Annotated in this window: 24 protein-coding genes; 17 read left to right on the top strand and 7 right to left on the bottom strand. The window is 37.9% G+C overall.

The window, feature by feature from the left end; genetic code table 11:
- Positions 1–129: 129 nt before the first annotated feature.
- On the bottom strand, positions 130–444 hold the full coding sequence (locus AA0X95_RS22675) for a hypothetical protein (protein ID WP_413301857.1): 315 nt from the start codon (positions 442–444) through the stop codon (positions 130–132).
- A gap of 338 nt (positions 445–782) precedes the next feature.
- On the opposite strand from AA0X95_RS22675, the gene AA0X95_RS22670 reads away from it, so the two are divergent.
- Positions 783–1,874: a serine hydrolase domain-containing protein gene (locus AA0X95_RS22670; RefSeq protein WP_413301855.1), complete on the top strand. Its 1,092-nt coding sequence runs from the start codon at positions 783–785 to the stop codon at positions 1,872–1,874.
- A gap of 104 nt (positions 1,875–1,978) precedes the next feature.
- The gene (gene pyk, locus AA0X95_RS22665; protein WP_413301852.1) at positions 1,979–3,043 is read left to right on the top strand and encodes a pyruvate kinase; all 1,065 of its coding nucleotides are present in this window, start codon (positions 1,979–1,981) and stop codon (positions 3,041–3,043) included.
- Between the two features lie 59 nt (positions 3,044–3,102).
- Here pyk and AA0X95_RS22660 read toward each other — a convergent pair whose 3' ends face one another.
- Entirely contained in the window at positions 3,103–4,767 is a 1,665-nt protein-coding gene (locus tag AA0X95_RS22660; protein WP_413301849.1) for a M1 family aminopeptidase, read from the bottom strand.
- Positions 4,768–4,941: 174 nt separating this feature from the next.
- On the opposite strand from AA0X95_RS22660, the gene AA0X95_RS22655 reads away from it, so the two are divergent.
- The 4 genes from AA0X95_RS22655 (at position 4,942) to arsC (ending at position 7,524) form a co-directional block, all read left to right on the top strand.
- Positions 4,942–5,436, top strand: coding sequence for an arsinothricin resistance N-acetyltransferase ArsN1 family A (locus AA0X95_RS22655; protein ID WP_413310176.1), 495 nt, complete (start codon positions 4,942–4,944; stop codon positions 5,434–5,436).
- 211 nt (positions 5,437–5,647) lie between these two features.
- The gene (locus AA0X95_RS22650) at positions 5,648–5,995 is read left to right on the top strand and encodes an ArsR/SmtB family transcription factor (RefSeq protein WP_413301846.1); all 348 of its coding nucleotides are present in this window, start codon (positions 5,648–5,650) and stop codon (positions 5,993–5,995) included.
- 24 nt (positions 5,996–6,019) lie between these two features.
- Positions 6,020–7,075 (top strand): ACR3 family arsenite efflux transporter, encoded by a 1,056-nt coding sequence (gene arsB, locus AA0X95_RS22645; protein WP_413301843.1) that lies wholly within the window; start codon positions 6,020–6,022, stop codon positions 7,073–7,075.
- A 26-nt stretch (positions 7,076–7,101) separates the two neighbouring features.
- Positions 7,102–7,524, top strand: a complete 423-nt coding sequence (gene arsC, locus AA0X95_RS22640; RefSeq protein WP_413301840.1) for an arsenate reductase (thioredoxin) — start codon at positions 7,102–7,104, stop codon at positions 7,522–7,524.
- A 945-nt stretch (positions 7,525–8,469) separates the two neighbouring features.
- Here arsC and AA0X95_RS22635 read toward each other — a convergent pair.
- From AA0X95_RS22635 to AA0X95_RS22620, 4 genes are all read right to left on the bottom strand, one after another.
- Positions 8,470–9,336: a permease gene (locus AA0X95_RS22635; RefSeq protein WP_413301837.1), complete on the bottom strand. Its 867-nt coding sequence runs from the start codon at positions 9,334–9,336 to the stop codon at positions 8,470–8,472.
- Between the two features lie 12 nt (positions 9,337–9,348).
- Positions 9,349–9,540, bottom strand: a complete 192-nt coding sequence (locus AA0X95_RS22630) for a hypothetical protein (RefSeq protein WP_413301835.1) — start codon at positions 9,538–9,540, stop codon at positions 9,349–9,351.
- A gap of 69 nt (positions 9,541–9,609) precedes the next feature.
- Positions 9,610–9,786, bottom strand: coding sequence for a hypothetical protein (locus AA0X95_RS22625; protein ID WP_413301832.1), 177 nt, complete (start codon positions 9,784–9,786; stop codon positions 9,610–9,612).
- A gap of 71 nt (positions 9,787–9,857) precedes the next feature.
- Positions 9,858–10,184 (bottom strand): ArsR/SmtB family transcription factor, encoded by a 327-nt coding sequence (locus tag AA0X95_RS22620; protein ID WP_413301829.1) that lies wholly within the window; start codon positions 10,182–10,184, stop codon positions 9,858–9,860.
- A 218-nt stretch (positions 10,185–10,402) separates the two neighbouring features.
- Between AA0X95_RS22620 and AA0X95_RS22615 the strand changes: the two genes are divergently transcribed.
- Positions 10,403–10,546, top strand: coding sequence for a hypothetical protein (locus AA0X95_RS22615; protein ID WP_413301826.1), 144 nt, complete (start codon positions 10,403–10,405; stop codon positions 10,544–10,546).
- Between the two features lie 60 nt (positions 10,547–10,606).
- Entirely contained in the window at positions 10,607–11,026 is a 420-nt protein-coding gene (locus AA0X95_RS22610; RefSeq protein WP_413310173.1) for an ArsI/CadI family heavy metal resistance metalloenzyme, read from the top strand.
- Positions 11,027–11,216: 190 nt separating this feature from the next.
- On the opposite strand, the gene AA0X95_RS22605 is transcribed toward AA0X95_RS22610, so the two are convergent.
- On the bottom strand, positions 11,217–12,101 hold the full coding sequence (locus tag AA0X95_RS22605) for a LysR family transcriptional regulator (protein ID WP_413301823.1): 885 nt from the start codon (positions 12,099–12,101) through the stop codon (positions 11,217–11,219).
- Between the two features lie 170 nt (positions 12,102–12,271).
- On the opposite strand from AA0X95_RS22605, the gene AA0X95_RS22600 reads away from it, so the two are divergent.
- The 9 genes from AA0X95_RS22600 (at position 12,272) to AA0X95_RS22560 (ending at position 24,187) form a co-directional block, all read left to right on the top strand.
- Positions 12,272–15,163 carry a 2-oxoglutarate dehydrogenase E1 component gene (locus AA0X95_RS22600; protein WP_413301820.1) on the top strand — a complete coding sequence of 964 codons (2,892 nt, stop codon included), beginning with the start codon at positions 12,272–12,274 and terminating at the stop codon, positions 15,161–15,163.
- A gap of 85 nt (positions 15,164–15,248) precedes the next feature.
- Positions 15,249–16,505 (top strand): 2-oxoglutarate dehydrogenase complex dihydrolipoyllysine-residue succinyltransferase, encoded by a 1,257-nt coding sequence (gene odhB, locus AA0X95_RS22595; RefSeq protein ID WP_413301817.1) that lies wholly within the window; start codon positions 15,249–15,251, stop codon positions 16,503–16,505.
- A gap of 387 nt (positions 16,506–16,892) precedes the next feature.
- The gene (locus AA0X95_RS22590) at positions 16,893–17,813 is read left to right on the top strand and encodes an aldo/keto reductase (RefSeq protein ID WP_413301814.1); all 921 of its coding nucleotides are present in this window, start codon (positions 16,893–16,895) and stop codon (positions 17,811–17,813) included.
- A 143-nt stretch (positions 17,814–17,956) separates the two neighbouring features.
- Positions 17,957–18,628 carry a Yip1 family protein gene (locus tag AA0X95_RS22585; protein WP_413301811.1) on the top strand — a complete coding sequence of 224 codons (672 nt, stop codon included), beginning with the start codon at positions 17,957–17,959 and terminating at the stop codon, positions 18,626–18,628.
- A gap of 133 nt (positions 18,629–18,761) precedes the next feature.
- Positions 18,762–19,850, top strand: coding sequence for an efflux RND transporter periplasmic adaptor subunit (locus AA0X95_RS22580; RefSeq protein WP_413301808.1), 1,089 nt, complete (start codon positions 18,762–18,764; stop codon positions 19,848–19,850).
- Complete coding sequence (locus tag AA0X95_RS22575; RefSeq protein WP_413301805.1) at positions 19,847–20,539, top strand: ABC transporter ATP-binding protein; 693 nt, start codon at positions 19,847–19,849, stop codon at positions 20,537–20,539. The genes AA0X95_RS22580 and AA0X95_RS22575 overlap by 4 nt, the downstream gene beginning before the upstream one ends.
- Complete coding sequence (locus tag AA0X95_RS22570) at positions 20,536–21,729, top strand: ABC transporter permease (protein ID WP_413301803.1); 1,194 nt, start codon at positions 20,536–20,538, stop codon at positions 21,727–21,729. Before AA0X95_RS22575 ends, AA0X95_RS22570 begins: the two co-directional genes overlap by 4 nt.
- A gap of 356 nt (positions 21,730–22,085) precedes the next feature.
- Positions 22,086–23,255 carry a tryptophan synthase subunit beta gene (gene trpB / locus AA0X95_RS22565; protein ID WP_413301801.1) on the top strand — a complete coding sequence of 390 codons (1,170 nt, stop codon included), beginning with the start codon at positions 22,086–22,088 and terminating at the stop codon, positions 23,253–23,255.
- Between the two features lie 53 nt (positions 23,256–23,308).
- Positions 23,309–24,187, top strand: coding sequence for a GNAT family N-acetyltransferase (locus tag AA0X95_RS22560; protein WP_413301798.1), 879 nt, complete (start codon positions 23,309–23,311; stop codon positions 24,185–24,187).
- The last annotated feature ends 122 nt before the right edge of the window (positions 24,188–24,309 follow it).

Here is a 24,309-nt window from a genome sequence, read left to right as displayed (position 1 = left end):
TACACCGTAATATATTTAATGACTAATATCTTTTCTCGTATATTTAATGCATTCAGTTATGACTAGTTTTTCCTTTAAACTGCCCTCGTATTATGTGAGGAGAAGCACACAAGTATGCTCCTTGTTAAATTAATACTTCTCTACTCTTACTAAACCTTTACCTAAATTATTTTTTTCAAAATAGCATATGACCTTATCCTGAACATGTATCTTATCACCAGAAAGGATTTTTTTGGAAGAAAATTGAATTTCTGTCCCGTCATCACTTTTTCCATAATATTGATTACCATTAATATTGCTAATCTTGTATTCAACCGTAGTTAACCCAGAAGAACTATTGCTTTTAGTACTTGTATTAATAGGAGCAACTTTATGATCTCTTATGAATACTAAAGCTAATAATATAGATGAGAGCACAACAAGAATGATCACTCTTTTGAACATGTAACTATACCTCCTTCTAAGTATTTTAAGAGATGCAAAAGGAAAGTAAAATCCTTCTTTCTTCCTCTGGTCTATATACCTATTTCAGGATCCAACTACATTTTTCTATTGCTAGCCTTTAGAAGTAGAAAAAAGGCAATCAGAAATTGAAAATGATGCTGTTATGGATGTGGGCTATCCAGAACAATTTATAGAAGAAGATCCTTTTTCTCCGTTTCCTCAAATTCATAGAAAAAACCGTCGATATTTGTACTTTGCGATGGATAATTTACTATTTTTTTACTCAATATAAACCATAAATCAACTGTTAAAATAATACTTGCAGATGAGGATTGACCATGAAGTATAAATATCTTCTGATCTATTTTTTAACCTTCGGACTTTCCTGCAGCAATACCTCTGAAGCCCATTTTACCCAAAAATCCATTAAACTTTTAAACAATGCTTCTGCCCAGTATAAAAATAATTCAATAATACCAGACTCAAAAGAAAAGTATATTCAGCAAAACATAAGAGAATATTTGATATCCAACAATGTAAGTGGGAGTATTGCGGTAGTAAAAAACAATAAGAAGTATTTTTATGAAGGAATTGGATATTCAGACATTTCTAATCGAAAGTTAAATAGTACATCTACTACGTATCCGATTGGTTCGATCACGAAAACAATGGTTGCGGTCTGTATACTTCAGCTTCAAGAAAAAGGTAAGTTGAGGATTCAAGATTCAGTATCAAATTATGTCCCAAACCTTCCGAAGGGTGTAAAAATCATCCATTTGTTAAATCATAGTTCGGGAATTCGCTCGCCGATTTGGCATGTAGGAGACAAGGGTCCTAAGGAAATTATTAAAAGAGCTGGAAATAGAGGGAGGGGATTCCTTCCAGGTGCAAAGTGGGATTATAACGATATTAACTACATGGTCCTGGGCTATATTGTCGAACAAGTGTCAGGAATACCTTTGCATGAATATATCAAGAAGAATATTTTTAATAAGGCTTCCATGGTCAACGCAGGTTTTATCACTGCCAGAAAACCTGATCCATTTTCCTCTAGAGGATATATCAAAATTGCAAAACGAATTTTACATGCAAGTAAACTGAATCCGTCTTTACTTTATGGATGTGGAGATATTTACGCTACTGCACTTGATGTAAGTCTGTTTGATGAAGCTTTAATGACCGGTAACCTCATTTCAATCAAAAGTTTAAAGGAAATGGTAACACCAGGGCCAAAATCGAGTTATGGCCTTGGCCTTTATCATACAGATGACCGAGTTTACAGCAGAGGGGTTGTTGGAGGCTGGGAGTCGATTCATGTGTATTATGATGATAAAACTTCAATAGTGATCCTTCTGAATGTAAGAGAAAAACTGTGTGATATCAAAAAAGTGGCAGCAGACATTTATAGCATTATGAAAGAACAACTTTAATAAATCCATTATCCTAGTTGATTATACCAAAAGGAATCAATAACAGTTTTGTTACTTAGCTCCTTCTGGACATACTATAACTGGTTTAGAAAAGGAGGGTGAATATGATAGATCGTATATGTACTATTGGGCCAGCTAGTAATAGTCGAGAGATCATTTCTGAACTCATCGATCATGGCATGACAATAGTCCGTTTAAATCTTTCTCATGGAAATCACGAAGGCCACAATGAGGTAATCCAACTTGTACGTTCCATTAGTGAAGAAAAAGGCACGGAAATAAAAATTCTAGGTGATCTTCAAGGTCCTAAAATAAGGTTAGGTAAGTTTTCTGATGACAGCATCCATCTTCAAGAAGGAGACCAATTTATATTAACAACAGATGAGGTTGTTGGTAATAATGAAGTAGGGAGTATTGACTACAAGGGATTAATTTATGACGTTAAAATAGGGAGTAAAATTCTAATCAATGATGGTGAAGTTGAATTAACGGTATCTGAGATCTGTGTAGATTCTATTAAATCAATAGTAGAAGTAGGTGGTACGATTTCATCTAGAAAAGGAGTTAATGTTCCCGGCACTGCACTCTCATTGCCGGCCATTACAGAAAAGGACAAGCAAGATATAGAGTTTCTTATTAAAAATCAAGTAGACATAATTGCGTGTTCTTTTATAAGGAAATCTACTCACATTGATAATATTCGCGAATTTGTCAAACAGATTACACCGATTCCTCCTAAAATAATGGCAAAGATTGAAACACTTGAAGCTCTACAAAACTTTAAAGAAATATGTGAAAGATCAGATGCAATAATGATTGCAAGAGGTGACTTAGGAGTCGAATTGCCATTCCAATGGATTCCTCTTATACAAAAAGCAATTTTAGATGAATGTAACAAAATAGGGAAGTATGTAGTTACTGCAACCCAAATGCTGCAATCCATGACTGAACATGCTGTTCCCACTAGAGCAGAGGTAACCGATATCTTTCAAGCTGTGTTAGATGGAACGAATGCTGTAATGCTTTCAGCAGAAAGTGCATCTGGTTCTCACCCTATTGAAAGTATTGATACTTTAAGAAGGGTATCTCATTTTTCTGAGATTGTTAAAAAGTATAATCCTTATGATATTAATGATCTGTTAAAGCTAATCAATAACGAGTTAATATAATAAAATATTAAAAGGTCATTGAGAATTTTCAACTCAATGACCTTTTTCCTTGTTTGTAGTTAAGAGCTAACCTCCACAACCTCTTGGTCTGTAGGGAAAATTCGATGGGTTTCGAAAAACTTAGTTAAATCCTTTTTACTTGTTTCCTGCATAATTCGAATAAAATCAGCCGTAGTAGAAACACCAAACTTCATTGCTTTGAAATAGGCTTGCATGGAAGCATAGAATTGGTCGTCACCTAGCTCCTTTCGAAGGTCATCCACCGTTTGGGCTCCGTACGCATATATCGTGTAATAATAGTTTCTTTTACTTTCTGTACCATTTTCAAAAAAATTATCAATGGAATGAGTGAGGTGACCGTCTGCTAATCTAGTTTCATCCACAGGTGGATTAGTATCTAAAGTCTTGTCGAATAAAGCTGCAGCATAACTAGCAAAGGATTCATCTAACCATGGCTCATCAAATTCATTATTCCCGATAATTCCATAAAACCATTGATGACCAATCTCATGTGCCGTAGTAGAATCAATTCTAGCTGCTTTCCCATCGGATGGAATGGATATCATGACAAGCTGAGGATACTCCATCCCACCAAACCAGCCTTCCATTGCACAAATATCCAGTTCCGGCCATGGATAAGCTCCAAACTTTTCACTGAATAATTGAAGACTCTTACTACCGTATTCCATTAAATCTACATATTCCGCATGTTCATCTTTATAATAAACATTCACATTTACATTTCCGACCTTCGTTTGTTTAATTTTATAGGTAGGATCCATTTCCATTGCAAAATCCCGGACATTTTCAGCCTTATATTGATGAGTAGCTAATGCCCCGTTAATCTTCGGAGCCACAACCTCGGTTCCTGTAGTAGCAATGATCTGCTCTTTTTCAGTAGTCAAGGTTACATCAAATTGTCCTGTTAATGAATAAAAAGATTCTCCGCCGTTGAAATAAGGGTCTGCGTTCCACCCCTCATTATCATAAACGGCAAGAATAGGAAACCAGTTCCCTAATGAGGTGGTGGTTTTATTCCAGCCAAAGCGGTCCAGTGCTTCTGGTACTGTCACTGTAAAATTCATTTCCACTTTTCCTTTTTCTTTCCTTTTAATACTCACCTCAGGTATATGTAGAGCGGTTCCGTCAAGGGAATAAGTTGCAGGCTGCCCATTTACCGTTAATTGATCAACGGTTACATTGGACTCTTTTTTAGTTACCGCTAAATAAGTGTTTGCATTTGCCCATACGTTAAAATATATGTTCTTTAAATCTACATCTAAATTATTTATAAAATCGACAGTCATTTTTCCTGTTATTTCATGTTTAATAGAGTCATAAGTGACATCCATTACATATTTTGGATCTGCAGGGCCTTTCACTTTACTTGCTGGTCCATGGACAATGTCTACTCGTTTATCAACAGGCTCTGTTTTGGGCTGCTCCTCTGTAGGCTTTTGTTCATTTGCTTTGTTTTGTTCTTCGGCTTTGGGCTTTTCTTCAGTCACAGGTTTGGCAACTGTTTTAACCACTTTAGGTGGTTTTACTTCTTTAGTTGAGTCATTTTGATAAGAGAAAAGTGCCCCTAAGGTTAAGAGAAGAAAGACACCAGTACCAATCATTTGAACTTTAGCCTTACCTGTTTTTTTCATTGAAGCAACAATAGTCCAACTAAGAAAGATAAGAAAAACCACAAACGTTAAAATGACTAATATCAATTTCATTAAAATCCCCCTTTTTCTATTTTCATTAAATTTAATTCTGAAAATTCTAACATCCATATTGTTAGACGTGACTTTTATAAGAAAGTTACCTATAATGATTGAAATAAATTTTTCATTGTACTAGTTTATAAGTAAATATAATTGTGATTTTAATTATTAAAGGAGATGTGAATGATGGCAGATGTAGTTATACGAGTAGCTGATGAGTTGGACCTTCCGTCTATACAATTTATTTACAATCAAGGCATCGAAGATAGAATTGCCACGCTTGAAACGGAAACAAAAGATGTCTCCTATATGAAGGAGTGGTTTGATAAGCACCAGGGTCGATATAGAGTGATTGTTGCAGAAAATGATGAGCAAATTGTTGGCTGGGCTTCTCTAAACCAATACAACAACCGATGCGCTTATAATGGGGTTGCCGATCTTTCTGTTTATATTTCAAGAGAAAATAGAGGAAAAGGAATTGGCAAAAAGCTTATAGCTGAACTGGAATTCCTTGCGAAAGAAAATGGCTTTCATAAAATAGTTTTATTTACATTTCCATTTAATCAGTTAGGGAAAGGATTATATACCAAGATGGGTTTTAGGGAAGTAGGGGTATTTAAAAACCAAGGAATCCTAGATGGAATATTTGTTGATGTCATGGCGATGGAGAAAATATTGTAACCAAACATCATTCTTTTTTATTTACGAGAACTTTACATTAAGATTCTTGAATTCATTTGTGAGTTGTTTTAATATATAAGCAAATAGTTATATGTTGATTTCTAAATAAAAATTTATAAGTTACTATAGTCTAACAGATAATTTAAAGACTATATTTGACTTTTATATAAGTAAATTATTATTTACTTATATTTTCGAGGAGGGGTTATTAATGCTGAAATCAAAGGTTGATTTGGATCCTGCGGCGAACGTCTTGAAATTATTAGGTGATAAAACACGTTTATCTATCATTGCTATCTTAAAACATCGGGAGTGCTGCGTCTGTGAATTCCTAGAAGTATTTGATATGAGCCAGCCATCCATCAGTCAGCATCTTCGTAAATTAAAGGATGCAGGCATGGTTAAGGAAGAACGAAGAGGGCAGTGGATTTATTATTCCTTGAACCAGCAAAGTGAGCTATATGGACTTATTGAAGACATTTTAGAACATATACCAGAGCAGACAGAAAAAATTAAACAAATTGAAAAAAGCAATCCTACGCTTCGATGTGGGTGTTAATTGTGATTATTAGGGAGTGAAAAAATGAATAATTTGGAGAAAAAACGTCTATCTTTTCTGGACCGTTACCTAACACTATGGATTTTTCTAGCTATGGCCATAGGGATAGGATTAGGGTTTGTTCTTCCTGGCTTTGTAGACAGCATGAACAGTTTACAGGTAGGAACTACATCCATTCCACTTGCCATTGGCTTAATTTTAATGATGTACCCTCCGTTAGCAAAAGTTCGTTATGAGGAAATTGGGCGAGTTTTTAAAGATGTTAAAGTCCTCGCTTTGTCCCTAGTACAAAACTGGATCATTGGGCCAATCCTTATGTTTTTATTAGCTATTATCTTTCTTCCTGATAAACCAGAGTACATGGTTGGCCTTATCATGATTGGTTTAGCCCGTTGTATTGCCATGGTTATTGTTTGGAATGACCTAGCAAAAGGTGATACCGAGTATGCAGCTGGATTAGTCGCATTCAATTCAATTTTCCAAATGCTGTTCTTCTCCGTGTATGCCTATGTGTTTGTGACTATTATCCCAGAATGGATTGGAATCCAAGGGGCGGTTGTCAACATTACAATGCTTGAAGTAGCGAAATCAGTATTCATTTATTTAGGAATTCCATTTATCGCTGGAATGATTACACGCTTTACAATGGTAAAAGCAAAAGGCAGACAGTGGTACGAGACGGTATTTATTCCAAAAATTAGTCCTATTACTTTGATTGCATTGCTATTTACAATCATCCTTATGTTCTCATTAAAAGGGGACGCGATTGTTAGCTTGCCATTAGATGTTGTCCGTATCGCTATTCCGTTATTAATTTACTTTGTAATCATGTTCTTTGTTTCCTTTTTTATGGGGAAGAAAATTGGAGCAAACTATCCTGTAACAACAACCCTTGCATTTACTGCGGGAAGTAATAACTTTGAATTAGCAATAGCTGTTGCTGTAGGTGTATTTGGAATCCATTCGGGTGCTGCCTTTGCAGCAGTTATTGGACCTCTAGTAGAAGTACCAGTCATGATTGCGTTAGTCAACGTGGCTTTATGGTTTAAGCGAAAATATTTCAAAGAAAATGCAGCCTAAAACTAATAATAAAGGTGGAAAACAACTTGGAAAACAAAAAAACAATTTACTTCTTATGTACAGGAAATTCTTGCCGCAGCCAAATGGCTGAAGGCTTGGCTAAGAAACATTTGAGTGATGAGTGGGAAGTCAAAAGTGCTGGCCTAGAAGCACACGGATTAAACCCTAACGCAGTAAAAGCAATGAAAGAAGCTGACATTGACATCTCTAACCAAACATCTGATGTAATTGATCCTACTATTTTAAATAATGCAGACTTAGTTGTTACATTATGCGGACATGCTGCAGACCACTGCCCTGTCACACCACCACATGTTAAACGTGTTCACTGGGGCTTTGATGACCCTGCTAAAGCAGAAGGAACAGAGGAAGAAAAATGGGCATTCTTCCAACGCGTCCGTGATGAAATTGGTGACCGAATTAAGCGTTTTGCTGAAACTGGCGAGTAGTCGCATTATTAGTATTTCAAAATAAAAGAAAACTAGTAAAATAAGAAAGTGAATTTTTTGAAAGGTGAGGAAAATATGATTATCACAGATCAAGCTCGTGATATATTGAAGCAACTGTTCGAAGATCACGATGCAAATAACATCCGTGTCTATTTTGCAGGCTTTGGCTGAGGCGGGCCACAAGTAGGACTGGCTCTGGATGAGCCGGAAAAAAATGATACAATCGTAACCATAAATGAAATTGCAGTAGCTATCGAACCTGAGATTGAGCCCTATACAGGTGACCTGAAACTTGATTTCAGCCAAGAGGCCAATGCTATTGTTCTGTTAGGAAATGAGAGTGTTTGTTAATTAGGAGAATAATAAAAAGGGAGCTAGTCATTAAAAGCTAGCTCCTCTTTTTTTAAAGGGTTCAGTTTTAAAGTGCTTTTCTTAAAATACGTGCCGAAATGACAGTCGTTTTGGCATTGTTATTGGTATAATAAAACATAACTTATTTGTGAAACGTGCATCTAAATGAAGTTCTCTTGGATTTTAGAGCCATACTCACTACTGTCCTTAATTGAGTAACCTGCAAAAGTAAAATAAGCGGAGATTTTCCGGTTAAATTTAGAATGGAGCTCGTTTTGGGGGAAATAAGCGGAGATTTTCCGCTTATGCAAAGAAAACCTTCCCCATTTTTACACTTTTCGAGTCAATAGGCGGAATTTCTCCGTCTATTTAAACATTTTTTTATGATAATTGCTAAATAAGCGGAATTTTTCCGTCTATTTATTAGCTCAGGTGCTTAGCCTGATCCCCAACCAATAAGTGCGGACTCTCTTGATCATAAGATGCGGGAATCGGCAGCTTTTTATCGACCAGCTTATAAAGGTCAATAAAATTGGCGCTCAAATCAGCACTGCAAATGACAGAAGTTTTGACATCCTTTTTTATAGAGCATATTTAGATTAGGTAGAAAATAAAACCTGAAATAGTGGACATGACAACCACTGATAAAACGAACGTGACCACTAGCTGTTTTTTAAAAATTGATTTTAATAGAATCACTTCAGGCAGACTAGCACCTGCTGAACTGATGATCATGGCCATCACTGGTCCTAACGCCATTCCTTTAGCAATTAGCATTTGTGAAATTGGAATCATACTGGAAAGACGAATATATAAAGGTACCCCTAAAATGGCTGCGATAGGAATCAGCCACCAATGGTCTCGGCCAAAGACACTTGAGATCCATTCTGTTGGAACTAACCCGTGGATCACAGCTCCGATTGCGGCACCGATTAATAAATAGGGGTAAACACTTTTCATTAAATTAAGGGTTTCCACTAAAGCCAATTTAACATTAAATTTTTGATGTTGTTCTTGATAACCGGTCATTACCACATTTTTTACAGACTTTTCGAACCCTAATTTCTCAAGAGTAAAGCCAATAATGATTGAAAAGACTGTGGTTAAAAGTGTGTAGATAGCAGTTACTTTCCATCCAAGAGCCACACCCATTATAGTTAAAATCGTAGGGTCAAGGACAGGGGAGGCAAATAGAAAAATCATTACGATCCCAAATGGCATTTTCTTTTTTAACATATTTACAACCACTGGAATTGTGGAACAGGAACAAAAGGGTGTTATAAACGCAAAGACAATGGCAGCAAAGGCGGCGATCAGTTTGTTTTTTCCAGCTAACTTCTTTTCAATCTTCTCGTAAGGGATATATCCCTGAAGAAGACTAATGAAAAATGATATAACAATAAACAGGACCGTTAACTCAAGTGCAATAGAGAGAAAACTTTTAAGCGTGTCTAACCACATAATCAATTCCCCCTAGCATTCGCTGCAAACACAATAGTTTTTAGTGGTTTGTTCTGTTTTGTTATTTTTGGTAAATAATTTACTAGCAATCCTTTGAAAAAAGGATTCATGTTTAATGCCAACAAACTTCCAAGCTTCCATTGATTTCTTCTCCGTTTCTATTTGTTTTTCCTGAACTAATACTCCGTAATTGTAATGATACATAATGAATTCCTCCTAAAATAAATTATTAATCAAATAAATTTGATATTTTATCCGAACAAATCCTATCTTTTAACTACAAGCACACAGGCAGCATTGGTTAACCGATGGTTTTGCTTGAAAGGTTCCTTCTTTAGCATTGTTCTCCCCGACCATATCAACATAATTCTTCCATGCATCTCTTGCATTTCTTTCTATTACTTCTTGGCGTAATTTCATCAGTTGAAATTCTGTATACTCATTAAACATGTGAGTCCCTCCTATAAATCAAATTATATCGATATATTAATCAAAAAAAATTGATGAATAAATTAAAAAAATTAGCAACTGGTTGGTTTAAATAGACAACAAAGTTCATGGGATAACAAATTATTGAGTTCTTCTTGGTTTAGTTCGTAGTAGCTCCATGTTCCTCGTGTTTCTTTGGTTATAATGTTGGCATCTAATAAAATCTTTAAATGATAAGACAATTTTGATTGAGCCATGTCAATCAATGGAGCGAGATCGCACACGCACATCGCGCCTTTTTGAGTTAAGATATTCATGATTTGCAGTCTCTTTTTATCAGCAATTGCTTTAAATTTTAACTCATATTCTTCAAATACTCTTTCCAATGATATGTCTTGTAATTGAAATTCTTCTGCCATTTTTTTCTCACCTACTCCTTAAATCAAATATTCTTGATGTCATTATATTATATCCATTATTTTCTTGTGTCAACAAATTTATCAAAAAAAATTGATTAAGGGGTTGTAATTGGAAATAATAGCTAATATACTAAGAGTATAAATCAAAAAAAGTTGATTTATTAAGTATAAATCAAAATTGTTTGATTTAGTTAATAAACACTAAGGAGATGGGTAAAATGAATTTTATTAAAAAGTTAACTGGTAAAGCTTCTAAGTCTTCAGACTGTTGTGGTGTAGAAATTAAAGAGGTGGAGGACACTCAAGAGGAATCTTGTTTCGGAACTTCTGAGGAGCTCATCTTGCTGTGGAACAACCGATGAACAACAATCTTCTTGCTGCTAAAATGACAAATTAGAATAAAAGAATCGCATGGAGGGCTTCTGATGAAAATGCATGTTGGAATAAACGTAACGGATTTAAATAGTTCGATTGAATTTTATACTAAAGTGTTTAATGCAGAGCCAGTGAAAGCAAAGCCAGACTATGCAAAGTTCTTACTTGAAGATCCAGGACTCAATTTCACCTTAAATTTAAAAGACGAAGTCTTAGGAAATCAAGTTGGACACTTTGGTTTTCAAGTGGAAAATCAAGAAGAAGTCATGAAACACAAAGAACGTTTAGAAAGATTAGGATTTTTTGCAAGGGAAGAGATGGATTTTACCTGTTGTTATGCCACTCAAGATAAATTTTGGGTGACAGACCCAGACGGAAACGAATGGGAATTCTTCTATAAAAAAGCTGATGTGGAATCTATGGCCACTTCATCAGCTTGTTGTTCAGTTCAGCCAGTAATAGACTAACAAAATTAGATGAAGAATAACCTATTAAGTATTTTTCTAAAAGGCTGATCCTTTACTGTCGGTTCAGTCTATTTTTATTTTTAATTTTAAGGGCTTAGAAACTGATAACTAAAGAAGATATAAAGCAGCTTTGTAAGAGAAATGGGTAAAGTAGAAGTAGTCTACTTTACCCGATCAATCTCAGTTCTATTCAATTATCTTTCCAATCAAAATTCTCGATAAAATGAACGAACGCCTTCACCACATTCCATTCCAGCGATTCTTCATGATAATACATCCACGTTCTTCGCAAAATTGGATTTCCTTCTTGATCTGTTAAGTGGATTTTGAACAAGTCTTCTATTCCGGTAAGTACCCTGCTGGACAATATGCCATAGCCTAAACCATTTATAACCATTTCCTTACAAGGATCTACTTGGTCCACTTCTATACTGATAAAGGGTGCTTGCGCAAAATTTTCAGCCCACCAATGATCGATGACTGATTTTAATAAATAATCCCCTTTATATTCGATTCTAGGCAGCCGAGGGAGGTCAGTCATATCAAACGTATGTTTAGAAGCAATGCAGATAGTTTCTTCAAATAATTGATGTTTCGATAAACCCCGCCAGCCATAATCTCCACGGACAAAACTGATATGAACATCCTTATTGTGTATAAGTTGAGTTACGTCTCTGCTCCATCCCGTTGTCACTTTGAATTCCACATGAGGATATTGCTTTTTAAATAGTTTCAAAACATAGGGAAGTTCATAATTCGCAAAGAAATTAGATACCCCCAATTTCAACGTTCCTACCACTTCATCACTTTCATTATTACTCATATTTTGGACATTTTCTTTTATCTTTTCATAATGAGCAAGAGCCTCTTCAGCACAATGGACAAGATATTCTCCTTGCGGGGTAAAATGCACTCCCCTGCTTTCACGGGTTACGATTTTTACACCTAGTTCTTCCTGCATATGCTTTAATCGAGTCGTTAATGCAGGTTGAGTAAGAAATAATAGGCGGGCTGTTTTTGTTAGATTTTTTTGTTGATAAAGTATCTTTAGTATTTCCCAGTCACGGTAATCCATTGTTCCACCTAACTATCTGATATAAATATTTTTTATAGATTAATATAATAATTTAGCATTTTATTTATTTCAATTATTACATTATCCTTAACTATAAGCAATTAATAATAACTTCACTAAATAATTCGAAACGAGACATATAAAGTAAGACAACAATGGGGGAATTGTGAATGGAAGTACAACAGAACCAACAAAATCCGTGGAGAAAATTCAATGGTCCAAACCTTGGCTATGTAATCGAACAATATGAACGATACACAAACGGAGAAGACTCCATTGATCCAAAATTAAAAGAACTATTTATTAAATGGGGCTCACCTTTGTCTTTTGAGTTAAGAGATACCGAAGAAACCCTCAATATAGAATCTATCGAACCTAATAATTCCGTAAATATACAAAAAGTACTAAAAGTGGTAAAGCTCCTTGATGAAATACGTTCCAATGGTCATTTAGCGGCGAACCTGAACCCATTAGAGGCGAATCTACAAAATCAAGAGTTGTTTAATTCAGAAAAATATAAGGTAAGCATTCAAGATTTGAAAGCGATACCATCTAAGCTTGTTTGGGAGGAGGCACCGGAAGACATTCAAACCGCATGGGATGCTATGAACCATTTAAAGAGTGTTTATACCTCCACACTAGCCTATGAATTTAATCATGTGCAACAGATGGATGAACGAATATGGCTCACTCAAATGGTGGAGACCGGTTCCTTGCATCGCTCCTTATCTAAAGAAGAACAATCGAACTTGTTACAGTCTTTAACTGAGGTTGAAGGATTCGAACAATTTTTGCATAAAACCTTCGTTGGTCAAAAGAGATTTTCCATTGAAGGTGTTGACATGCTTGTTCCCATGCTGAATGAAGCGGTACACGAAGGTGTTGAGGATGGAGCACGTAATGTCGTGATTGGAATGGCGCATCGCGGTCGTTTAAGTGTCCTTGCACATGTATTGAACAAACCCTACAGCAAGATGTTCTCTGAATTTCAGCATTCGGCTGCTAAACAACAGGGACCGTCAGAAGATTTAGTTGACATTAGTGAGGGCTGGACAGGGGACGTGAAATACCATTTAGGTCGCAATCGATTCATGGAAGGTCCCGGTAAGATTCGCGCACGTATTACCTTAGCTAATAATCCGAGTCATCTTGAATTTGTCGATCCTGTCGTCGAAGGTTTTGCAAGAGCCGCCCAAGAAGAACGAAAGAATGCCGGTTACCCTAAGCAGGATGTAAAGAGGGCGTTTGCGATTTTAGTTCATGGCGATGCAGCCTTTCCGGGCCAGGGAATTGTAGCGGAAACCTTAAATTTAAGTGGGTTAAAAGGATATCGAACAGGTGGAACCCTTCATATCATTGCCAACAACATGGTCGGCTTTACGACAGATAGCCACGATTCTCGTTCGACGAGATATTCAAGTGACTTAGCAAAAGGATTTGAGATTCCGATTGTACATGTAAATGCGGATGATCCAGAAGCCTGTTTGGCAGCAGTTCGTCTTGCCTATCAATACCGTAATCGGTTCCAAAAGGACTTTTTGATTGATCTAGTTGGATACCGTCGATTTGGCCACAATGAAATGGACGATCCAGCGGTCACCCAGCCACAGGTATACAGAAAAATTGTAAATCATCCAACTGTAAGAGCATTGTATTCTAATCAGTTGCAAAATAAAGGCATTCTCAACCAAGAAGAAGTAGAGCAAATCAATCGCAGCGTACAAGAAATGTTGCAGGCTGAGTATGAAAAAGTGGAAGAGCAGAAGCAGAGTGAACCCCCTACAGAAATAGAGGTCCCGAGAGTGATCTCCAAAGGAATTCCACCGCTAGAAACAAGCGTGCCACTTGATACGCTTAGTGAATTAAACCATGGTTTGCTAAAATGGCCGGAAGGTTTTCATGTTTATCCAAAATTAAAGCGGATCCTGGAGCGACGTCAAAACGCACTAGAAGAGAACGGAAAAGTAGAATGGGCGGTAGCAGAAGTGCTGGCATTTGCTTCGATGTTAAAAGATGGTACGCCGATTCGTCTCACTGGCCAAGATTCTGAGCGTGGAACGTTTGCACAGCGTCACATTGTGCTACACGACTCGGAAACAAACGAAACCTATTCACCATTGCATCATCTTCCGCAAGCACGAGCATCGTTTGCGGTTCATAATAGCCCTCTTTCGGAAGCGGCTGTTGTAGGTTTTGAATATGGATATAATGTATTTGCTCCTGAAACCCTTGTCATGTGGGAAGCGCAATATGGCGACTTTGCCAACACAGCACAGCCGCTCTATGATCAATTTGTTTCATCCGCAAGAGCAAAATGGGGGCAAAAATCAGGGGTTGTCCTCCTGCTGCCTCACGGTTATGAAGGTCAAGGTCCGGAGCATTCCAGTGCCCGACCTGAACGTTTTTTACAGTTAGCAGCTGAAAATAACTGGACGGTTGCCAATCTGACCAGTGCGGCGCAATATTTTCATATTTTACGTCGTCAAGCATCTATCTTAGGAACAGAGTTTGTTCGGCCATTGGTGATTATGACGCCTAAAAGTTTGCTTCGTCACCCGTTAGTCGCTTCTCCTGGGACTGATCTAAGCGAAGGCCATTTCCAAACAGTAGTGGAACAGCCGAAGCTTGGAAAAGAGATTGATAAGGTAAAGCGTTTAGTGTTAACAACCGGTAAGATGGCGATTGATTTGGCAGTGGAAATCGACTCAAGGAAAGAAAATCAAAGCTTAGAAGAGATACACATTGTTCGAATCGAACAATTGTATCCATTTCCAATAGAAAAAGTAGAAACGATCATTAAGCGTTACCCGAACCTGAAGGAAATCGTGTGGGTACAGGAAGAACCGAAAAATATGGGCGTGTGGCATTATATCGCCACTACACTTTTTGAACTTGCTTCCAGCAGCATGACAGTTGGTTACATTGGACGTCAGGAGCGTTCAAGTACAGCAGGCGGCGATCCAACCGTTCATAAGCAGGAACAAGAACGTATTATCCAAAAGGCTTTGAATTACAAGAGTCTAGTAGATAGCAAAGAAACAAGCACGAGAGTAAGTTACTAACAATCCATCATCACCCGCAAAATACTAGAGTTGAATAGACTAACTTAATCGGAGATTTAACATCATATCTAGGAGGATACGACACATGATTGAAATCAAAGTACCAGAACTGGCAGAATCCATTACAGAAGGAACGATTGCACAATGGCTCATTCATATTGGTGATAAAGTAACTAAAGGAGATAGTCTTGTTGAGCTAGAAACGGACAAAGTGAATATTGAATTAAATGCCGAATACTCAGGTATAGTCACAAAGGTTTTAAAAGAACCTGGCGATATTGTCGAGGTAGGCGATGTAATTGCTATTATCGAAGAGAATACTAGTGCAGGAGCAACTCCATCTGCTCCAACCTCTACACCGGAAAAAACGGCAGAGGTAGAAACCTCTAATCAACAGAGTATACAACCCGAGCCTGAACTTCCAAAAGCAGCAAGTCCAATCGCTTCACCAGCGGCAAGAAAATTGGCAAGAGAAATGGGAATCGATTTATCCCAAGTAAGCAGCCGTGATCCACTTGGCAGAATTAGACCTGAAGATGTAAAAGCACATACACCGGCACCTCCTGTGGTAAAAGAAGAAACAAAAGTGGAAAAACCAAGCCCAAAACCGGCTGTACAACAAATAGATGAAGAGTTTGACAAACCAGTGGAACGAGTGAAAATGTCCCGCCGTCGTCAAACTATCGCTAAGCGCTTAGTAGAAGTTCAACACACAGCGGCGATGTTGACCACATTTAACGAAGTCGATATGTCGGCTATTATGGACCTACGTAATCAACGAAAAGATGCCTTTTATGAAAAACATGGTGTTCGTCTTGGGTTCATGTCGTTCTTTACAAAAGCCGTAGTTTCAGCTTTAAAGCAATTCCCTTTATTAAATGCCGAAATTCAAGGTGATGAATTGATTATTAAGAAGTTTTATGACATCGGGATTGCTGTTGCAGCACCTGAGGGGTTGGTCGTACCGGTTGTACGCGGTGCGAACCAGAAAAACTTTGCGGAAATCGAACAAGATATCAGTAATCTTGGTAAAAAAGCTCGTGATAATGCCCTTACTCTTAATGATTTGCAAGGCGGAACATTTACGATTACGAACGGCGGGGTTTTCGGTTCGTTAATGTCAACACCGATCTTGAATAGCCCTCAAGTGGGGATTCTCGGTATGCATAAAATCCAAACAAGACCAATAGCGATCGATCGAGAACGAATGGAAAACCGCCCCATGATGTATATTGCACTTTCATACGATCATCGAATTGTGGACGGAAAAGAGGCAGTTAGCTTCCTGGCGACAGTAAAGGAATTGTTGGAAGATCCACACTCGTTATTATTAGAAGGATAAAAGATTCATAGGATTTCAATAATCTTTATCTAAGCAAACAGACCTTTTAGGTCTGTTTGTTTTTTCGAAAGGTAAGAAAGTATAAAATTGTCATAGCCACGGTCTTTAATGCCCGAGCAAAGAGAAAAAGTGCTCGACGTCTAAATAGAGTAAGTTTCTAATGCCCATTGCAAGGTTGCCTGGCTACTAAAGGATAAGGACTTTTGTACTCGTAAGTACGACTAGGTCTATCTGCGCTCCGCTAAATCGACACGTCTTCTTGATCGGGGATGACTAAGACACTTGCGCTTTTCTTATTTCCTTGTTTGTTTATTGATGTTCGCTTTTGGGATTATTGAGATAGTTAGAGTATAATGTGGATGATTAGGAAAAAAGGAGGGCATTTACGTGAAATACATAAACATTGCCAATACCGATATAAAAGCTTCCAATATCATAATGGGAAATATGCGTTTACCGCAGCTGTCTTTGTCTGAGGCTGAAAACTTAATTCGCACTGCGATGGATGAAGGGATTAATTTCTTCGATCATGCAGACATCTATGGTAAAGGAAAAAGCGAGGAGATCTTTTCAGAAGCGATTAAAATGAATCCAAGCATACGTGAAAAGATGATTATCCAAAGTAAATGTGGGATTCGTTCTGGTTTTTTTGATTTCTCAAAAGAGTATATTATTACGTCTGTTGACGGGATATTAAAAAGACTAAATACTGAATACCTAGATATACTACTGCTCCATCGTCCAGATCCATTGATGGAACCTTCGGAGGTTGCGGAGGCCTTTGAAGAACTTTATACAAACGGAAAAGTAAAGTACTTTGGTGTATCGAACCATAATCCAGCCCAAATAGAACTGTTGCAGAAGTACATCCCTTATAAATTGGTGGTAAACCAGCTGCAGTTTAGCATTGCGCACACACCAATGATTGATTCTGGAATTGCCTTAAATATGAATATTGATCAATCCATCAATCGCGATAGCAGTGTTTTAGAGTATTGCCGCCTACATGACATTACGATGCAAGCATGGTCACCGTACCAACATGGCTTCTTCGAAGGATCATTTTTAGGTGATGTTGAAAAATATCCAGAGCTTAACCAGGTGATTGATACGATTGCTGAAAAATATGGCGTGACCAATACTGCCATCGCTACTGCGTGGATTACTCGTCACCCTGCAAATATCCAGGTAGTACTTGGAACAACCAAAGTAAGACGTTTGCAGGACGCATGTAAAGGCTCCGATATCAGATTAACAAGAGAAGAATGGTATTCTATCTACAAGGCAGCAGGGAATATCGTGCCTTAATATAAAAATAAAACGTAGGGCGAAGAAATCTTCGTCCTATTTTTTGTGCTCTCATTTTGTTTGAAAAAAAGTGAAACTTTTTAACTAGATTGCCGTATACTTATTAGGAATATTTTACATAAGTGGAAATAGGGGGTTGGAAAATGGAATTACAAAATGAGGTTAATGTACAGAAAGAGAAACCTAGTTTATTTGGAATGTTTACGAATCCGGTGCAACAGTTTGAGAGAATAAGAGAAAATCCAAAAATATGGGTACCATTAGTGATTGTTAGTATTCTATACGCAATTGGAACTGTGTTTATGGCTTTTAGCATTGATGCTTCAACGTTAATTGATCAGGGGCTCCCAGAAGATCAGGTAGAAATAGTATTAACCATTACTAAAATTACAGTAGCCATAACAGGTATCATTTCGCCTATTTTGGGTGTGTTGATTAGCAGTGCCATCCAATTGGCTATAGCTAAGATTGCGAGTTCATCAGTAACCTTTAAACAGTTATTTTCCATGAATACTTTTATTATGGTCATCGGAGCTGTTGGTCTAATCTTAAATATGGCAATTAGGTATGCGATAGGTGGGGACGTTGAAATATATGTTACTAGTTTAGCCGGATTGTTAAATCAAGATAAGGCCGGATTCCTAGGCTCAATTGAAGTATTCGGTATTTGGACATTAATTTTAACGGCCTTGGGACTTCACAAAACAGGGAAATTTTCAAAAGGGCTTGCTTGGACTATTGCTGTTATTTTCTTCTTAATTGGAATTGGCTTTGGCTTAATTGGAACCTTGTTACAAGGGGCACCGAAACTATAATTAATCTAAGAAATATACCTGTTGATTGAAGGGAGATAAGGATAAGGGAGAAGTCCCCCTCTGGTGATGGGGGCTCTCCTTTTGTCCGCATAAAATGAAAAAGAAAATTTGGATTACTATAGGTGTTGTCAGTTTGATCGTTCTTATGATTGCAGTCAGTGTTTACCGTCAGGTTTTTGCAAAAGGACCTTCTGTAAAAATCGCACAAATAACACAGGAGGAAATTTCCTCTTTATTAATGATTCCCGGCACAGTTAAATTGCAAGAGGAACAAGTGGTTTATACTTCACCTGAAAAAGGCGAATTGAAGGATCTGCTTGTTAAAGAAGGGCAGACAGTTAAAAAAGGTACAGTGTTGGCCAAACTTCAAAATCCTCAATTAGATCTGGAAAGGGAACAGAATAAATTAGCTATCGAATCAGCTAATTTAAAAATTTCCCAACTAGATAAAAAAATAAAGCAACTTAAGGAAAAAGAAACAAAACTAGCTGAACAGGTTGGAAAAGAGGAAGCTAAAAAACAGCTTGCCCCTGAACTTGAGCAACTTGACATGGAAAAAAAGTTAGCCAATATTGATCTTAAGCAAGCCTCTCTTCAAAAAGATTTGCTTAATAAGCGTCAAGGCGAATTAGAGATAAAGAGTACAATTGATGGCGTTGTTTTATCAGTGAAAAAACAAGGTGCATCCACTGCGGAAGCATCGAATCTTGAGCCCCTTATACATATTGGAAAGCTTGAAGGATTAACTGCTGCAGGACTCTTATCGGAATACGATTCTATAAAAGTTAGCAGTGGACAAAAAGTTACTTTGCGTTCGGACGCAGTACCAGAACAAGAATGGCAGGGAGAAGTCACCACCATTAGCATCCTCCCACAGCAAAATCAAGCCGGTCTTCAAAACGGCAGTCAGGCAGTGCAATATCCTGTAACGGTAAACATCTCCGGTGATACAAAAGCTTTGAAGCCAGGGTTCCAGGTCATTATGGAAATTGAAACAGACAAAAAGATGGCAATGGTTCTTCCAGTAGCAGCCTTGCATGATGATGGAGATCAACCATATGTGTATCTAGTAAAGGAAGGAAAGGCACGAAAACAAAAGGTGAAAACAGGTATCACGTCTGGAGATAAGATTGAAATCCTTGAAGGTGTTTCGAAGGGTGACAAAGTCATCATTAATGGACCTGAACAACTTAAGGATGGGCTGGAAGTGAAGGTCAAATGATCCGCTTAGAAAACATCACACGATCGTTTATGTTAGGAAAAGAGAATGTACATGTATTAAACGGAATTAGCCTGACCATTGAGCCAGGGGAATTTGTTGCGATTATGGGTCCATCTGGTTCAGGGAAATCCACATTAATGAATATTATTGGCTGTTTGGATAAGCCAACAGAGGGCGAGTACTATCTAGCTGGGGAAAATGTATCCCACTATAACGATAAGGAATTGGCAAGAGTAAGAAATCAGTCCATCGGCTTTGTCTTTCAACAGTTCCATCTCCTGCCTCGATTGTCCGCTTTAAAAAATGTTGAACTCCCAATGATCTATGCCGGTATTTCAAAAAAAGAACGGCAAGCTCGTGCGGAAGAAGCGTTGATTAAAGTAGGTTTGTCAGACCGAATGAACCACCTTCCCAACGCGTTATCTGGTGGACAAAAGCAACGTGTGGCCATTGCGAGAGCGATAGTTAACCAGCCGAAGCTAATTTTAGCAGATGAACCAACAGGGGCACTTGATTCAAAAACAAGCCTAGACATCATGGATCAGTTCAGTAAGCTAAACGAAGAAGGCGTAACGGTAGTTGTTGTCACCCATGAATCTGAGGTTGCTCAATATGCAAACAGGACCATCATGGTAAGGGATGGACTAATCCAATCCCCTTCACTTATTGATAGGGGGATGTTGCAATGAGTTTTATGGAAAATTTAATCATGGCATTGAGCTCTCTTAAGGCCCATAAGATGCGTAGTATTCTTACTATGCTAGGAATTATTATTGGTGTAGCAGCTGTCATCATTGTTGTAGCAATTGGGCAGGGTGGGGAAGCCATGCTGAAAACACAGATTACTGGCTCAGGGAATACAATCGAAATGTTCTATCAACCTTCGGATGAGGAAATGAAGGCAAACCCTAATGTGTTCCTCCAAGCTCCATTTAAACAAGAAGATATTCGTGCGCTGGAACAAATCCCAGAGATTAAGAGAGTGGTAGCATCAAGTACAAAATTGTCGCAAGCAAGATTTCAAAAGGAAACGTCCGATGTTTCCACCACGGGGATCAATCAATCCTTTTTAAAATTAAACAAATTGAAAGTAACAAAAGGGAGAAACTTCTCTGCTTCTGATTTTCTAGGTGGAAGGAGAGCGGGGATTATCAGTAACAAAATGCAGGATGAACTCTTTAAAGGGGACAATCCAGTTGGCAAAATCATTATGGTTGCCAATCAGCCTATTGAAATCATCGGTGTATTAGAAAAGCCGACTGGACTTCTTTCTTTTGGGTCAATGGAGGTTTACCTTCCCTTCCAAACGTGGAGAAATATGTATGGAAGCAGTGATTATACTCAAGTTACACTCCAAGCGGCGTCTGCTGAACAGTTGCAGGTTGCTGGTAAAAAGGCTGCACGACTGTTAAATAAGATGCATAATACCGAAAAATCATATCAGGTCATTAATATGGAGGAAATTGCTCAAGGAATTGGGCAAGTGACGAAAATTATGACCTTAATTATCGGAAGTATTGCCGGGATTTCACTATTTGTCGGTGGGATAGGAGTTATGAATATCATGCTCGTATCCGTAACGGAAAGAACAAGAGAGATTGGTATTCGAATGGCACTAGGGGCGACTCGAGGTCAGGTATTAACACAGTTTTTAATTGAATCCATGACACTAACCTTTATTGGGGGGATTCTTGGAATCTTTCTTGGTTGGGGAACAGCCACAATCGTAAGCTTCTTTGCAGGCTGGCCATCCTTAGTTTCATGGGAGGTGGTATTAGGTGGAGTGCTGTTTTCGATGGTAATAGGTATCATTTTTGGACTGCTCCCAGCAAACAAAGCCTCCAAACTTGATCCAATTGAATCATTAAGATATGAATAATGGCATCATCATCAAAGAAAGTCTGCACATTAGTGTGCAGGCTTTTTTTAGGATGAATTAAAGAACAATGTTAATTTATTATACCCTATTGATTGGAGCGGAAGGCGCGAAGACTCCTGTGGGAGTAGGGTTCAGGGGAGACCCTGCAGGCGCAAGCGCCGAGGAGGCTCGCCGAAACGCCCACGGAAAGCGAAGCGCCTGGAGTGGAGAACAACAGACACATATAACAGAGCCTTTTTTTAAAAGCTATAGATTTGCGGATTTATAGCAATGTGTTAAAATTATTTTATGGAATATTCAGTAAATATTTCATTATTCTCTCCCAAATTAATAGTTTAGAAGGAGTCGAGTTGAGAATGAAGAGTACGAGCGTAGAAAATAAAGGATACTTTGGAGAATTTGGTGGAAGTTTTGTACCTGAGGATCTGCAGCAGGTAATGAACGAATTAGAGGAGCAATTTTTACGGTATAAGGATGATCCTGAATTCATCGAGGAGTTCAACTATTACCTAAAAGAGTATATTGGTAGAGAAAACCCGTTAACCTATGCTGAAAATTTAGCGAAACAAATCGGTGGAGCGAAAATCTATCTCAAAAGGGAGGATTTAAACCACACAGGTGCTCACAAAATTAATAATGCCATCGGGCAAATCCTATTAGCCAAACGGATGGGTGCCAAGCGGATTATTGCGGAGACAGGTGCTGGACAGCACGGCGTCGCAACTGCTACTGCCTGTGCGATGTTTGGGATGGAATGTATCATATATATGGGAAAACTGGACACAGAGCGGCAGGCACTTAACGTGTTCCGCATGGAATTACTAGGTGCAAAAGTGGTTGCAGTTGAAAAAGGACAGGGCCGTCTGAAGGATGCTGTCGATGAAGCATTAGGTGACTTAGTGCAAAATTATAAACATACTTTTTATTTACTAGGTTCGGCAGTTGGACCTCACCCTTATCCATCAATGGTGAAACACTTCCAATCTATTATTAGCGAAGAATCCAAACGTCAGATACTTGAAAAAGAAGGAAAACTGCCAACAGCCGTTGTTGCCTGTGCAGGTGGAGGCAGTAATGCGATTGGTGCATTTGCTCATTATATTGAGGAACCATCTGTTCGATTAATTGGAGTGGAACCAGCGGAAGCACCAACCTTAACAGAAGGAGTTCCAGCTATCATTCATGGATTTAAATGTTTAACACTATTGGATGAAAAGGGAGACCCGAAACCAACGTATTCGATCGCTGCTGGTTTGGACTATCCTGGAGTCGGTCCTGAACATAGCCATTTAAAAACTAGCGGTAGAGCAGAATATGTGACGGTTACTGGGCAAGAGGCGTTAGAAGCGTTTCAACTGCTTAGTAAAACGGAAGGGATTATACCGGCATTAGAAAGCTCCCATGCAGTGGCCTATGCCATCAAACTGGCAAAGAATTTATCTCCTGAAGATGTGTTGATTGTAAACTTATCTGGCCGCGGAGATAAAGATGTGGAGCAGGTATTTAAGATGTTAAAAGATAAATAAACTGGAAAGGGCGGGGGGGAAAATGCCTCGTCCTTTTCTTATGGGGGTATCATATGGAAGGCTTAAAATTTGAAAAGGGATATAAAGAGAATGAAACGTTAAGGGAAAGTTTTAATGAGCTGGCCTTGAATACATTTGGAATTGAATTTGAAACATGGTATCAACATGGATATTGGACAGATAAGTATCAGCCATACTCTTTCATTGACCAAGGGAGAGTGGTTGCGAATGTCTCGGTTAATCTCCTAAACTTGGTGATTGAAGGCGAGAGCAGGAGAGCTATTCAAATCGGAACGGTTATGACACATCCGGATTATCGTAATCAAGGGTTATCGAGAAAACTTATGGAGATTGTTTTAGAGGATTTTAGACATGTGGACCTAATCTATTTGTTTGCCAATCAAACGGTGTTGGATTTCTATCCCAAATTCGGATTCAAAGCTGTGGAGGAAGTTCAATTTTCAATGAACTACGAGTATAAGCCAACAAACCAATCGAGAATAAGAAAATTAGATGGGACAAAACCAGAAGACTTATCATTTATCTATACCTTGGCTGCAAATAGAAAATCAGTTTCAAAGATTTTTGGAACAGCAAGCAGTGAGGAACTTTTAATGTTTTACAGCATAATGGTATTTAGTCATGACCTCTATTATCTAGAGGATGAAAAGGTATTGGTTATTTTTCAGAAAGAAGATGATACGATCCATCTTTATGATATAGTTTCTACTGAGGAAGTCGATATTCAATTAATCCTAAACAAGATTACCTCACCAGAGATTAGAAAAATTGTTTTTCATTTTCATCTAGACAATCAAGCGTTCCTTCTTACGAATGAGATATACCAATCTAGTAATGTTCTTTTTGTAAAGAATCTTACAAACGTTACATTGCCTGAAAAATTCAAGCATCCGATTACATCTCAGGCGTAAATCAGTAAATAAGAACAATAAATTAAAACGAGGTCCCCTATGACTGCTAAATGGGGGACTTTTTTCATTCAACAAAGAATTGATTCACAATGAAAAGAATATATTTAACCAAGCATGTACAC

Origin of the sequence: Neobacillus phoenicis, from assembly GCF_047302305.1 — a bacterium.
Lineage (GTDB): Bacteria > Bacillota > Bacilli > Bacillales > Cytobacillaceae > Neobacillus.
Note: the sequence above shows the minus strand (reverse complement) of the source record. Positions and strands in the feature narration are given on the sequence as shown.

Excerpts from the sequence above, each read along its gene's own strand:
- AA0X95_RS22675 (WP_413301857.1), bottom strand. The coding sequence starts at position 444 with ATGTTCAAAAGAGTGATCATTCTTGTTGTGCTCTCATCTATATTATTA.
- AA0X95_RS22670 (WP_413301855.1), top strand. The coding sequence starts at position 783 with ATGAAGTATAAATATCTTCTGATCTATTTTTTAACCTTCGGACTTTCC.
- pyk (WP_413301852.1), top strand. The coding sequence starts at position 1,979 with ATGATAGATCGTATATGTACTATTGGGCCAGCTAGTAATAGTCGAGAG.
- AA0X95_RS22660 (WP_413301849.1), bottom strand. The coding sequence starts at position 4,767 with ATGAAATTGATATTAGTCATTTTAACGTTTGTGGTTTTTCTTATCTTT.
- AA0X95_RS22655 (WP_413310176.1), top strand. The coding sequence starts at position 4,942 with ATGGCAGATGTAGTTATACGAGTAGCTGATGAGTTGGACCTTCCGTCT.
- AA0X95_RS22650 (WP_413301846.1), top strand. The coding sequence starts at position 5,648 with ATGCTGAAATCAAAGGTTGATTTGGATCCTGCGGCGAACGTCTTGAAA.
- arsB (WP_413301843.1), top strand. The coding sequence starts at position 6,020 with ATGAATAATTTGGAGAAAAAACGTCTATCTTTTCTGGACCGTTACCTA.
- AA0X95_RS22635 (WP_413301837.1), bottom strand. The coding sequence starts at position 9,336 with ATGTGGTTAGACACGCTTAAAAGTTTTCTCTCTATTGCACTTGAGTTA.
- AA0X95_RS22630 (WP_413301835.1), bottom strand. The coding sequence starts at position 9,540 with ATGTATCATTACAATTACGGAGTATTAGTTCAGGAAAAACAAATAGAA.
- AA0X95_RS22625 (WP_413301832.1), bottom strand. The coding sequence starts at position 9,786 with ATGTTTAATGAGTATACAGAATTTCAACTGATGAAATTACGCCAAGAA.
- AA0X95_RS22620 (WP_413301829.1), bottom strand. The coding sequence starts at position 10,184 with ATGGCAGAAGAATTTCAATTACAAGACATATCATTGGAAAGAGTATTT.
- AA0X95_RS22615 (WP_413301826.1), top strand. The coding sequence starts at position 10,403 with ATGAATTTTATTAAAAAGTTAACTGGTAAAGCTTCTAAGTCTTCAGAC.
- AA0X95_RS22605 (WP_413301823.1), bottom strand. The coding sequence starts at position 12,101 with ATGGATTACCGTGACTGGGAAATACTAAAGATACTTTATCAACAAAAA.
- AA0X95_RS22600 (WP_413301820.1), top strand. The coding sequence starts at position 12,272 with ATGGAAGTACAACAGAACCAACAAAATCCGTGGAGAAAATTCAATGGT.
- odhB (WP_413301817.1), top strand. The coding sequence starts at position 15,249 with ATGATTGAAATCAAAGTACCAGAACTGGCAGAATCCATTACAGAAGGA.
- AA0X95_RS22585 (WP_413301811.1), top strand. The coding sequence starts at position 17,957 with ATGGAATTACAAAATGAGGTTAATGTACAGAAAGAGAAACCTAGTTTA.
- AA0X95_RS22575 (WP_413301805.1), top strand. The coding sequence starts at position 19,847 with ATGATCCGCTTAGAAAACATCACACGATCGTTTATGTTAGGAAAAGAG.
- AA0X95_RS22570 (WP_413301803.1), top strand. The coding sequence starts at position 20,536 with ATGAGTTTTATGGAAAATTTAATCATGGCATTGAGCTCTCTTAAGGCC.
- trpB (WP_413301801.1), top strand. The coding sequence starts at position 22,086 with ATGAAGAGTACGAGCGTAGAAAATAAAGGATACTTTGGAGAATTTGGT.
- AA0X95_RS22560 (WP_413301798.1), top strand. The coding sequence starts at position 23,309 with ATGGAAGGCTTAAAATTTGAAAAGGGATATAAAGAGAATGAAACGTTA.